The following is a 13,344-nucleotide window of genomic DNA, read 5'->3' on the forward strand; positions in this document are numbered from 1 at the left end:
TATCGCGACCAGCAGCGCGGCTCGTGGCCGTCGGGTCGGGTGGTTTCAGGTGCAACGAATTTAGTTACGCGTGTAACCAATGTCAAGGGTCGCGAATGACGGCTCTTGAAGTGATAGGTCCAGACTACGGTTTCCGGTGGAAAATCAGTGACCAAACATTACGTTCTGTATCTCACATTTAAGGGACCACCGGGACGCGGAAGCTGAAGAGAGGTGAAAGAACTGACTGGGAAGACGGGCTAGCAGTGTGGCCAGCGTCGCTGCACCCCGAGAAACCACTAGGCAAGGGCGTTCAGGAACTCGAAATCTAGATGATCAGGCACCGATAAACACACGATCACCCACGATTTTCGCGGGATTATCTTTGACCAGTGCCCAGGCCGATGTCTCTCCGATTAACGTTTCGGCCGCACGTCGCCCTTCCGCCAAATTCGGGGGGCGTCGTTGTATGTGATGGGTATCAGTCGCCAGGACTGTTGCCAGGCCCCGCTTTACGATCTGCTCGGCGCGTGCCCGTGCAGGCTCCCCGAACTGCCCCACCAGAGCACCTGCGGTAACCTGAAAAAGACAGCCCGCCTTGACGAGCGGTTTTATCTGGTCGAAATCGCGAATAATGTCTTTATTTCTCTCTGGGTGCGCTATCAGCGGCCGGACATTCTGACGGGTAAGCCAGTCGAGCAGCTTGGTCAGGCCCGCCGGAATGTGGCTATGGGGCATTTCCAACAATACGAGGAGGTCCCCCTCCCAGTATCCGAGGGCGGGTAGCTTATTCGCAGAAGCAAGATAAATCAGTTCGTCTGAAACCCGCACCTCTGCGGCCAGCGCAAACTGAACTCCAAGATCCTCGCGGACGGGCAGCGAATCAAGGAAACCTCGAAATGCCTGGGCGATTGAACTTGCAGTATTCGGATAACGCCCGGGATGAATATGCGGCGTTGCCACCATATGCGTGATGCCATTAGATGCAGCTGCCCGGATTAGCGCCAAGCTTTGCTCTAATGTCTGCGGGCCATCGTCAACGCCCGGTAAAATATGGCAGTGGAGATCAATCATTGACGTATATTATCGCATTTATGGCGCGTTTACCCGCCGTCGACTATATGCCATCAATGCGCTTAGGCTCATGCTGCTAATAGACAATTTTTTTGAAGCCCTGATTTTACTATGAGTATTCCGGATAATAACCATAATGTTGATCTGAATAAGCGCCCCGTTTCTCCATGGAAACGTAATTCAGTATCACGCCCTCAGGCCTGATTCCGATACTCGCCAGACGTGAAATTGCCGCTCGGACGACGCCTACCCTTGTCTCTTCTGCGCGAACGACGTAAAGCAAGGAGTTGGCTAACTTGGCGATAACCATCACATCACTTACAGCCTGCACTGGTGGCGTATCGATAATAATACGATCGTATTTTCCCCTGAGCTCTTTCAACCTGTTCTGGAATTGAACCGACCCCAACAAGCGCTGAGGATCTTCTGGACGAATGCCCGAGGGCATCAGGTCTACCCCGCTTTTTTCATCTCGAACAATACACTCATCAGTGGAAAAGCGGCCAGACAAAAGATCGGCGAGACCAGGTCGGTTTGGCGAAATATCAAATTTCCTAGCGATAGAGGGACGGCGCATATCGGCATCTATCAACAGCACTTTTTCAAGCTGTCCCAAGGAAAACGAAAGGTTGATTGACATAGAAGTCTTGCCTTCCTCTGGCGCAGACGAAGTTACACATATTACTTCGGCTCTATCGTCCAATCGTGAGAGCACGACACCGGTACGCAACGATCGTATGGCTTCTGAAAACTGTCTATCTTCTCCATCAAAATAGTTATACAGAGCGAGCCCATCTCCATCTTTTGAGGGCACTCTGGGAACCATGCCCATCAATGGCAGGCCTAGCTTTCTACTTACATCCTGTGGGTCTCGAATTCCATTTTTTAGGAGATCCATTAAAACCACAAGCGCCACTCCGAATCCGGTACTCGCAACGAATGCGAACAAGATAAGAAGCCTCTTCTTGGACGCAAGAGGTCGCCTTGGTGTTATCGCAGGATCTGCGAGACGAGCTGCAGCAGTCTCAAACCCGGAAACTTCACGAGTTTCCTTGAACCTTGTCAGGAAGGTATTATAAAGCTGGCTGTTGATCTCCACTTCGCGCCTTAGCTCATCGTAGCGCACCTCTTTTTGAGCTACGGTCTGCAAATCAGATTTGGCTATCGCCAGCTCCTTCTCTAGCGCACGCACTTTTTCCCTTGCTTGCTCGAAGTCGATTTCGATGCTCGCGACGAGATTCACTATCTCACCTCGGAGGTTCGCACGGGCACTGTCTAGCTCGTCGTGCGCCGCCTGCATAGCTGGGTGTTTGGGCCCATAACGGCGCGCAAGCTCGGTGACACCCAGCTGGGCAGAATTTTCTGCCTGGCGCGCGGCCTGAATCAGAGGATTATTAAGAACCTCTGGCTGACTTAGCAACGACTCTGCAGCAACATCTTTCCTCCTGACCTGGCGGTAGATTGCCTCGACATCTTTGAGTTCCCGCTTTGCCTCCAGCAACTGATTCATTGTCTCGTTCAGTTCCTGAGACGCAAGCCCGCGCACCCCTTGTAGGTCAACCAGATCTTCACGCTGCTGAAACGCATTGAGAGCATGCTCGGAAGCCTCCAGTTTTTCACGAAGGCCTTCTAATCTCTCACTCAGCCAGCTAGTGGCTTTTTCTGTCACATCTGTACGGACACTCTGCTGCTCCGCTATATAGGCTTGGGCAATTGCATTTGGTATGTCCGCGGCCAACCGAGGCGAGTAGCTTTCATAGGACAGCTTGATCAGCTGGGTATTCCTGACCGGCCTCACATTTATTTTGTCGACAATGTGATTCACGATCTGCTCGCGTTTGCGACGCGACAAAGCCTCTGGGTCCATTGATGCAGGTTCAGACTCAATGCCAACCCACTGCTTTAATTTTGACGAGAGGGAGGGTTTCGGTGGCCGATTGAACTCCTCATGATTTTCCAGGCCAATCGCATCCACTACCCTCTCTGCGATCGCCCGAGAACGCAACATCTCGACCTGGGTCATAAGAAATTCACGACGCTGCGCGCCAGCCTCGTACACATCCCTGATTGAAACCAGATTGGTCTGGCTTGGCGATAGCAATAGGGTCGCGGTCGCCTGATATCTGTCGCGTATGCTTTGTACAGAAAAATACGCCGCAATGGTGACCATCAGTGCAAATGCTGCGATGTACCATTTTTTTTCATAAACGGCAAAAATCAGCGCAATGATATCAATATTACCCAGAGGCGAGGAATCCATCTCCTCCTCGATACGTGTATTAGTCTCCATACTTATGTCAGAAAAACCCCTGCTCGATAGTCACCACGTCACCAGGCCGGAGCTTGGTAGACATCTCTACGCGCTCCCTCTCCTCTTCTGAATCACCCTCTCTAGTGAGAAATATTCTATTTTCCGATCCTCGCTCGGTGATTCCCTGTGCGAGCGCTGTAGCCTTGCCGACAGTTAAACCCGGTTGATAGCTATATCCTCCCGGCGCCTGCACTTCCCCGTAGATGAACACCGGGCGATATTGGGTTATAGATACGGTCACACTGGGGTCAATCAGATAGTCACCCTTGAGACCTTTTACAATGATCGCCTCAAGCTCTTCAGGTGTAAGGCCGACAACTTTGATCTCACCGAGAAACGGATAATTGATATTTCCAGACTCTCCCAACATGGCGTCGATGTTCAGGTCATTCTCGCCATAGACCCGAATAGAAATTCTGTCACCGGCATTCATCCTGTATTCAACGGTCGCGGCCGCCGCATGTGTCAGCGAAAGCAAAACATTGACCAAGATTGTCAAAGCCAGCGATGTTAGCTTCAAGGCACGCATTCGAAATTCCTGTCCTGATCCTGCCTATTAAAGCGGCGCCTCTAGCCCCAGAAAATATCGATTATTTTCCAGGCCCAGAGCGTTTATCGAAGTGCTGCTGTCAAGACTGGACATACCAAGCCGCACGCTTAGCCAGTCGAGAGGCAAATATCCTACTGAAAGACTTGACCGCGTCACCCGATCGGAACGTTCAGTACCAACGAATTCCCCCGCGGTCTCACTGTGAGAAAAGGTACTACTTAGCGTCTCGCCCCACTGGTGAGTCCAGGAAAAAACGGAGCTCTTGACGTCAACAAAGCTCGCGAACCCTAGGGACTCCTGCACATTCTCCCCTATAGCGAACGAGATAGTACTGTACGTTTTTGGGCTCCAGGAAATTCGTCCGTCCCAGCGTGGCCCCTCAAAATCCGGCCTCGTATCCAGGGTAAAATCTCTGTGAAGTCTTCCGCCCCGCAATTGAATAGTTGTTTTTGGTAACCGTACCTCTGTGGTGGCCATCACAAGAACTTCATTACTGTCCCGCCTCGGAATCTGGGTTAGTTCCACATAGTCCAGGTTGGTTTGAACCGCCTCTATTCCCACCAGAAGCATACTATTCAATTCGAAGCTTCCAGTCGCTCCTGAATATACCGCTGTGGAATCCCGGGCAGCGTCGTCAAACTCACTTTTCCGTATGCCATGACGGATTAGGCTCTGTAGCCTGCCACCCTGGCGACCAAAGGCAATACTAACTTCTCCGCTCGGACGCCGTGTTCGCTCAGCCTCGACCAATATCGGCGCCAGCCCACCATCCAAAGTACCTGTAACCGACTGAGCGACATCCGCATAACTTGCTGTCGAACGCACCTCAATCAGAGAACCCACACGCCATTGCCAAGCAATATCTGCTGCATAATCTGTAAAATTTTCTCGTGCGCCATTTAGGTAGTGGCCACGGGTGACCGTAAAGCTAGTACTCAGATTTGTACGCTGCCCCTCACGTGATAGCTCCAAAGACGGAGATACACGTGTAATCCAGTCGTCCTGGCGATTTTGTGTGGTTAATGAGACATTGTCGTCATACTGTACTTCTAACCCGGCCGAGCCGATCAGCTCGAAATTCGCCGGCAGGTCGACGGTGACCGCTTGCGCCGTCGCGGCGATACCCGCAAGCCCCAAAAATACAGCACCGCAGTGCAAGGTTATTTTTTTACCCTTCCAATGGCCGGCCACCTTACCGCTGTTGAATCTTCGCTTCATATCAGTATCCCGCTCTCATCCACCGATCCGCACGACCGGGATTGACGGCTAATAGGCATTCTTGTGGTAAAAACCGCGATAAATGGTCAGGAATATAATTCGAAGATCAAGCAGGATTGACCAGCGGCGAATATACTCGAGGTCATACTCGACACGCCGACTCATCTTGTACAGAGTATCCGTTTCTCCCCTGAAGCCTTTTATTTGCGCCAACCCTGTAATACCAGGCTTCACCTTGTGCCGGAGCATATAGCCATTGACTTGGCTCCGATATTCTTCGTTATGCGCTACCGCGTGCGGCCTGGGCCCCACGATCGACATCGTTCCCTGTAACACATTAAAAAATTGGGGTAACTCATCAAGGGACGTTCGGCGTAGTATCCTACCCACTGGCGTAATACGTTGATCCCCCTCCTTCGCTTGCTCTACTTTTTCGCCATCGTCCATAGCCGTCATACTGCGGAACTTCCACACGTAAATTGTGCGGCCATCCAGCCCATAGCGTCGCTGCTTAAAGATAACTGGGCCAGGTGAGGTACACTTTACGGCCGCCGCGACCACCAACAGAATCGGTGAAATTAGCGCAAGGATCATTGATGCCAGAACGAGGTCTTCCAATCGTTTCAACCATCCATCAAATCCCTGAATCGGCGTATCGAACACGCTCAGAAGGCTACTACTTCCCACCTGATGCCAACGCGCATGCAACATCTTAGCGACAAAGAAGTTGGGAAGAATATGTACGGTTGCCGTCGTGTCTGAGAATTTATCCAACGTTTCGCTGATTATCTGCTCTGCCCGCATGGGTAGCGCGATAAATACCAAATCCAGCTCACCCGCCCGCCCTTTTTCTAAGGCCTCATCTACGGTCCCAAGTACAGGGAATCTTGCTTCGTCGCCAAGGCAGCGGACGTGTTCTTGAAATCCAGGCACCTCATAGAAACCATTGACATGAATGCCCAACTGGGGGTTTTCGGCAAGATCCTTGGCGAGTTTATAGCCAGCGTCGGTGCAGCCAATGATCACTGCCCGGCGAGAATTGCCGCCATTCATACGAATGGCAAAGAGAAACTGACGCAAACAGTAGCGCCAGAAGGCCAGGCCGAAGAAAGTAAATATCATCCATGCCGCGACGGCTGGCCGCATATAGTCAGCGCCAAATGCATTGAACGAATAAGCGAGGAGGATAAGAAAGGCACATACCGCAACCCAAGCCACAGTCACCGCACCGAGAATTCTTTTGTATGATTCACCGCGCCAGGATCGGTACAGTTCAACAGACTCTGATATAAAGGCAAAAGATACCGCGGCCAGCAGGCCTGCAATCAGCCAGTCTTTCCCGGGTGTGACCTCAAAGTACGCAAGACTTGCATAAAGTACCCCCTGAATTAGCAGCACATCAAACAGTCGATAAAGCGCTGTAATGCCACTTCGACGACTGCGGACCCATCCCTGTTCCACAAGCACTCCCTCTATTAGGAGAGGCTTAACGCCCCCAACTATTCCCTGTTTTTAAGCTCTTCTGCGATTAGGCTGAAGACACTGACATATTGCAAAACACATTAATCGCCAAAAATGAGATATCAGCAGCGACGGTGCCGTATACACCAATGCATATACCGGGCCGATTTTCCTTGCTACCAAAATTTTTTTATCCCAGCTGTTTTTTGCTGTGAGTATGCGCCAGTGGCGTAGGATTATCGGACCAAAGTGTGATGGGACTCAACTAATTTTCGAACACATAGCGCGCCAAGCACCAAAAAAGTGAATATTGGCGCGAATAAAAACCTAAGTGCATGGCCTGTGCGCTCCGAACACTGAAATACGCGCCACATCTGCAAATGGGAACTCGATCTTCCATGGATGCAAGCGTGCATTTCGCACAAATTTTGAATTAAGCCTCCACCGGTGAATCATTTTTGTGCGCGTGTTCTCAGTATTTTTCAGTTGACATTATTTTCAGCAATGCCATATTGGCGTCCGCTAGCCACAGTTTTCGTGGCAAAAAGTGCAATTTCGGGGGGACATGGAATGTCTAGAGTCAGCAGAGTTGACCATATCGCATATGCGGTTGCAGAAGGAATGATCGAAAAATGGGCTTGGTACCACATCGAAGTGGAAGGCGGGAAGCTCACCAAACGGGTAGATGACGTTCGTCCCGACGATCCGGATAGCAGCATGAAGCTCTGGTGTATCGACTTTGAATCCTTCGGGGTCGTACTGGTAGAGGGGATCGATCGCAAGAAAAAGAGTCAAGTCACAGCCTTCGCTGAGTGCCATGGCGACCATAGCGTACAACATATCGCTTTCGACACTGAAAACCTCGAGCAATTTGTTTCGCGCGCCATCGCTAAAGGTGTCAACCTTCGCGGGCAACAGCTCGTAAGCAATGATGGGTTCGGGGATCTGAAACAGCTTTTCGGCAAGGGATATGCCAAGCAGAACGCCGCAGAAATGTCCTTTCCTGAATACGTAGAGCGCCCCAAGCAGGGCGTACAGATGAGCACAAGCGTTCCACAAAATACCGGTAAGAACTTCTACCAGCGCATCGAACACGCGAGGAACACTGGTGATACATCGACATTGATCGACTTCGCCCTTATGCCTTCCGACTGGACTCCGGGCGCCCCGCAAGCACCGTCAGCTCCAATATCCACACGCTCTAAAGAACACGAAGCAACCGTCCAGGCTTAAGCGTCGGGACTCTCCTGCGGCCGTCACTACGCACCCAAACCAATTAGTGTCGGCGATTGGCAGGCGACCTTCAGAAGGTTAATTTCATCCTGTAAATTGCGTAGATACGCTTAGGAATAGATACGGACGAATACAGCGTGGAAAGTAGATCCATAGCCGGCGCATACCAAATTCGGGTAACACCCGACTCTTCCGACGCCACAATGCGATTATCATACGGCTTCGACGTTCCGGTGATTCGACAGATAGAACGCAATTCGGAAGGCTTCCCGGGCAAGATTGCACTCATACATAAGAACAATAAGCTGTCCTACTCCGACTTGATGGCTGCCGCACGCCAGCTTGCTGCCGGACTACAGTGCGCAGGCGTTACCAAATGCTCTCGGGTATCGCTATTAATGCATCCTTGTCCGCAATTGGTTATTGGCCTGCTCGCCACACACCTGCTTGGGGCAACTTATGTGCCTGTTGATCCGAGCTTCCCCGTAGCAAGAATCAGAATGATTTTGGAGGATATACAGCCCGCCGCAATCGTATATTTGGATGTAGATGGATGTGCGATACAAGAGACAATAACTGGATGTTTTTCTTCGCAGCTTCACACGTACGATCATTTATCAATCCTTGGAGCGCATCAAGCAAATTCGTTTCAAGCATATCCGGTGACTCTAAGCGACGAGTCTCACATATTCTTCACTTCCGGGACTACAGGACGGCCGAAGGGCGCAGTTTCTTCACAGCTGAATCTCGCTCACGGAATGTCGTCATCGGCACACTGCTTCGAGCTTGACAGTTCGCATAGCATACTTTCTGTCGCTGGCTCGTCCTTTAGCATCAGCACTTTTGAACTCCTATCACTTCTTGCGGTTGGCGGCTCGATCATGATTGCTGAACGCGACGATATCCTTCAACTAGATGCCCTTTTCTCCACAGCCTGCCAGGTATCTGTATGGCACTTTGTGCCTACGCTACTTGCCAGACTCATAGAATTCGTGGAAGCGGAGCCGAGCAGGGCCGTACGCCTTAAAAACCTCCAACGCATCCTTACGGGTGGAGACAACGTTCCCCCCGACCTCCTATGCAAGATCCGAAGCCTGCTTCCGTGGGTGCATCTCTATGTGAACTACGGGGCGAGCGAGACAAGCTGTATGGTTACCTACTGGCCCGTAGCAGAGCTAGCTCCACTCAAAACAAAAATCGGAAGGCCGCAGAAAAATGTGAGGCTGCTGGTTCTCGATAAGAATGGCAAGGAGGTAGGCAAGGACCAGAGTGGGGAGTTGTTTGTCTCGAGTCCAGGAGTCATTGCTGGGTACTTAAACCGCGAAGACCTGAATCAACAGAAATTTCGCGAGATAGACGGCCGCCGATACTTTGCGACGGGAGACATGACGCGCGTCGATGAGGCAGGAAACTATGAGATGCTCGGCCGGGAAGATTTCCAGATTCAGCTGAATGGAAATCGGATCGAGCTCCTTGAGGTAGAGCGCACGCTCAAAGGGATACCAGGAATAAAAGACTGCGTTGTCGCAGCAAAATGCCTCAATGAGGAGTCCAATTCAGCGGCATTAGTGGCCTATATTTTGCCCGATGGATCCGTAGGCGCCACGGTCAGCGATATAAAGGCCATCGCTAGGGGCCTTCTCCCAGAGTATATGGTGCCCTCACTGTATCTTGAAATTGAGTCAGTACCGACCAATCACAATGGTAAAGTTGACAGAGCCAAGTTACCGGCACCGAGCGACTGTCGAGTACTTCAGTCGAATGAAGAGTTGCCGCTTAGTAATAATATTGAAATCAAGGTGGCGAATATCTGGCGTGAACTTTTGGGTGCAAATTCAGTTCATGCAAACAGTCAATTCTTCGAGTTGGGCGGGGACTCGATTTCGGCAGTCCGTCTTATTACCAAAATATCTACAGAGTGTCTTGTCAATCTCTCTATCGCTGATATTGTTAGCAATACCACCGTGCGTCAACAATCAGCCCTGATTGAACAACGACAGTCAAACCAGGATATCACTGATTCAGTAAGCCTCACCCACGATCCAGGGTACCTGCAATTAAAATCGGGGCGCAACGATATTTCGCCCCTGCTCTTGATCAATGGAGTTGTCGAATATCTCGAGTTAGCAAAGACCTTATCAACGGATCGATCAGTCTACGCCATATACCTTCCCGAGGAGATGGATCTAATCATTAAAGGCGCCGCGTCTACTGCGGCCACTACAACAGATTCCATAGCTGGAATTACCGAGCTATATCTAACCGTAATTACCAGCCTGCAACCAAAGGGACCTTATTACCTGGCCGGGAAGTCCTTTGGCGGGATTATTGCCATTGAGGTCGCTCGAGAGCTCGAAAAGCTCGGGCACGAGGTAGCGTTCACAGGGTTGCTTGATACGGTAACACCAGAGGCATTTACCGCCCACCAGAGATTCCATTTCCGAGTAACGCAGCACATCAAGAATATTTTCAAGCAAGGTCCGAGATACTTGTTGGAGCGGGTTAACAGCAGACGTTCACGTACTACCCACAGGAACGCTTTACCCAGCTCTGTCGCACATGATTGTAACGAAGAGTCGATAAATATTCGCGTAAGACATCAAGTACGGAAGAATGCAATTTTCACAACTCGCCTGTCCCCTATTCAACGGCCGGTAGTACTGATTAAGGCCCGTGACCGAATACACCTATATGGCGAGAAACCATCTAAGGATCTAGGATGGAATAAATATTGTGAAAACCTGATTACCTACGAAGCGCCCGGCAATCATCGATCTCTTCTAATGCCAGGACAGGCGGAGCATGTTGCGCGATATCTGGAGCTACATATTTAGCAGCGCTTACAGAGCGAAAATTCACAAATAAATATGCTGGCATGGAATCGACGTGCTCTTTAATTCTATTACTTTCATCTTGATATTCCTGCCGTCCGTTTTGGTCGGCTACTATATTCTGCGCCATGTGACTCTCTTCCGCTTTGCGCTCGCATGGCTTTCGCTAGCTTCGCTATTCTTCTATGCATGGTGGAACCCCCTATATTTAGCGCTGCTATTATCTTCTATCGTGCTTAATTTCATGCTTGGAAAAATAATCACTTGCAGTGATAGGCCCAAGCTATTCCTGATCATTGGCATTATTGGAAATCTTGCAGCTATTGGTTTCTACAAATATCTTGGTTTTTTCTCGACGATTATTTCAGGAGTTTCCGACCTTCAGGTCACCACCCCCGAGCTGCTATTACCTCTCGCCATTTCATTCTTTACTTTTCAGCAGATTGCATACCTTGTCGATGTTTACCGCGGAGCGGGCGCTGAAAAAAAATTCGACCAATATCTACTTTTCGTATCATTTTTCCCCCAGCTTATTGCGGGCCCCATCGTTCATCACAAAGACGTTGCCCCACAGTTTTCAGCTCTGCCATACACACCAATAAGGCATGAGCAAATATCCTCTGGGTTATTACTCTTTGTCATCGGGCTTGCGAAGAAAGTCATTATTGCCGACCAGCTTTCCCATTATGCGACTCCAGTTTTTTCTACCGCTGATAGTGGTGGAGCACCCGCCTTACTCGATGCCTGGGGTGGGCTTCTAGCTTATGCGTTGCAGCTATATTTTGATTTTAGTGGTTACGCAGATATGGCGGTTGGCTTAGCGAAAATGTTCGGTATCAATTTGCCGATCAACTTTGACTCCCCATATAAGTCGGCAAATATCGTTGAGTTCTGGCGCCGGTGGCATATCACTTTATCGCATTTTTTACGCGACTATCTCTATATAACATTAGGCGGTAGCAAGAGGGGATCAAGATCGTTAAACCTATTTGTGACTATGCTACTTGGCGGATTGTGGCACGGTGCAGGATGGAACTTCGTCATTTGGGGTGGATTGCATGGCACTTACTTGATCGTAAATCACTGGTGGGCTCAAGCTAAGTCGCTGCTGAATTTTACAGCCGACACGTCAACTTCAGGGCAGGTACTTTCTGTAGGTTTGAGCTCCAACAGCCACGGTCATTCACCGCGGACCGTTCCGCCAATATCAGAGAAGCCCTCTGGTTATCGCCTTTTTCCTTACCCTTCTGTTTATCGTGGGTTCGGTATTTTCACTACATTTTTGCTCGTATCCTTGACTTGGTCGTTTTTTCGAGCAGAGTCACTGGATGGGGCATTGTCCATCCTTCGGGGAGCTTTTGGGCTTAATGGAATTAATGTTCCTCAGCAGATTTTCTCTATCGCCCCGTACATATTTTCGATATTCGCCGACCCAACCCCCGGACTTTCCATTGGTGCATTTCCCCACGTCAAGGGCTTTGGATTTATCTTCGCTGCAATGTTCATTGTGTTCTTTTTACCCAACTCCAATCAAATTATTCGGTGGTTTTCTGAGACCACTAGCCTCCCAAGCAAAGGTCGCATAGATACAATACAAACTACTGGAGTGATGGTCATTGCGGGGGTGCTTTTTGCCCTTTCATTAAAAATAATCGCATCCTCGCCGAATAGCGAGTTCCTGTACTTTAACTTCTAGATACTATGCGCAATTACATCGCTTTTTCGTTTGGTGTATTCCTAGGCTTAGCCATGCTTGTCCTTCTTATTCAACTGCAAGAAGGCGTGCCCACATCCAGCTCCAAATGGGCTCACGACCTGTATCATGTCAAAGAAGAACATGCCAGAGCTGCCCATTCAAATAAACTCTTGATCGTCGCCGGATCAAATAGCCTCTTTGGGATCTCAGCCACGGAGCTAGAGGAGAAATTACATCGGCCAACGACGAATTTCGGTGTACATGCTGGTCTTGGACTTAGCTATATACTTGAGCGGAGCAAAGGATCCTTGATCCCAGGCGATATTGTTTATCTACCGATTGAGTATGCGCTCTATCAGCAAGACGCTGCGCCATCGTCACAATTGATGGACTTTCTTTTAGCCAGAGATCCTGAGTATTTTCACTCGCTACCTATTGCGCATCAGATACTTGGTTATGCCACCGTCTCGTTCGGACGGATATTCGAAGGGCTTAGCGGAGGCAGTGATCGCTATCAGGGTCGTTCGGCCAAGGTATACAATGTTGGCAACGTAAGTCCCTCTGGGGACCAGATAAGAAATAGCCTCGAGCAGGCTATGAGTTATACAGCACGACTGAAGGGTTTGCAGCCTAAGGACATAGGCAACGGAAAGATTTCTGAATACTCGAAATCAGTGCTTCGTCAATATTTCTCCTGGGCGAGAGAGAACAACATTTGCATAGTCGGAGCGCCACCTAACCTAATGTACTTTGAGGAATATGATTCGGAAAGATTTCTCGATTTTTTTGATGAAATAGTCGATTTCTATCGGGCGGAAGGTGTCGCTTTCGCAGGTAGGCCTGTAGCCTATCTTCTCCCTGATTCATATTTTTTTGATACTGAGTATCATTTAAACGAAACGGGGGTCGCACACAGGACCCGTCTGACGGTGAGGGATCTCGCTGGCCGAATGGACGGATATTGCTCCTACGATGCAGCCAGGTATTAGTG

At 49.9% G+C, this 13,344-nt stretch carries 9 protein-coding genes; 4 read left to right on the plus strand and 5 right to left on the minus strand.

Annotation, left to right across the window (positions count from 1 at the left end; genetic code table 11):
* Positions 1-315 precede the first annotated feature (315 nt).
* The 5 genes from AU182_RS01220 to AU182_RS01240 form a co-directional block, all read right to left on the minus strand.
* Complete coding sequence (locus tag AU182_RS01220) at positions 316-1,053, minus strand: tyrosine-protein phosphatase (protein ID WP_066959573.1); 738 nt, start codon at positions 1,051-1,053, stop codon at positions 316-318.
* A 109-nt stretch (positions 1,054-1,162) separates the two neighbouring features.
* Positions 1,163-3,343 carry a polysaccharide biosynthesis tyrosine autokinase gene (locus AU182_RS01225; RefSeq protein ID WP_066959575.1) on the minus strand — a complete coding sequence of 727 codons (2,181 nt, stop codon included), beginning with the start codon at positions 3,341-3,343 and terminating at the stop codon, positions 1,163-1,165.
* A 7-nt stretch (positions 3,344-3,350) separates the two neighbouring features.
* The gene (locus tag AU182_RS01230; RefSeq protein WP_082859133.1) at positions 3,351-3,893 is read right to left on the minus strand and encodes a polysaccharide biosynthesis/export family protein; all 543 of its coding nucleotides are present in this window, start codon (positions 3,891-3,893) and stop codon (positions 3,351-3,353) included.
* Positions 3,894-3,920: 27 nt separating this feature from the next.
* Positions 3,921-5,132 (minus strand): outer membrane beta-barrel protein, encoded by a 1,212-nt coding sequence (locus AU182_RS01235; protein WP_066959578.1) that lies wholly within the window; start codon positions 5,130-5,132, stop codon positions 3,921-3,923.
* Positions 5,133-5,180: 48 nt separating this feature from the next.
* Entirely contained in the window at positions 5,181-6,593 is a 1,413-nt protein-coding gene (locus tag AU182_RS01240) for an undecaprenyl-phosphate glucose phosphotransferase (RefSeq protein ID WP_066959581.1), read from the minus strand.
* A gap of 570 nt (positions 6,594-7,163) precedes the next feature.
* Here AU182_RS01240 and AU182_RS01245 point away from each other — a divergent pair.
* The 4 genes from AU182_RS01245 (at position 7,164) to AU182_RS01260 (ending at position 13,342) form a co-directional block, all read left to right on the plus strand.
* Entirely contained in the window at positions 7,164-7,826 is a 663-nt protein-coding gene (locus AU182_RS01245) for a hypothetical protein (RefSeq protein ID WP_153039077.1), read from the plus strand.
* 203 nt (positions 7,827-8,029) lie between these two features.
* Positions 8,030-10,660 (plus strand): AMP-binding protein, encoded by a 2,631-nt coding sequence (locus AU182_RS01250; protein ID WP_082859134.1) that lies wholly within the window; start codon positions 8,030-8,032, stop codon positions 10,658-10,660.
* Between the two features lie 52 nt (positions 10,661-10,712).
* Positions 10,713-12,353 (plus strand): MBOAT family protein, encoded by a 1,641-nt coding sequence (locus tag AU182_RS01255; protein ID WP_066959587.1) that lies wholly within the window; start codon positions 10,713-10,715, stop codon positions 12,351-12,353.
* A gap of 5 nt (positions 12,354-12,358) precedes the next feature.
* A complete protein-coding gene (locus tag AU182_RS01260) occupies positions 12,359-13,342 on the plus strand; it encodes a hypothetical protein (protein ID WP_066959589.1) in 984 nt (327 codons plus the stop codon).
* The last annotated feature ends 2 nt before the right edge of the window (positions 13,343-13,344 follow it).

The organism is Microbulbifer sp. Q7 (assembly GCF_001639145.1).
In the GTDB taxonomy this organism is placed as follows: domain Bacteria; phylum Pseudomonadota; class Gammaproteobacteria; order Pseudomonadales; family Cellvibrionaceae; genus Microbulbifer.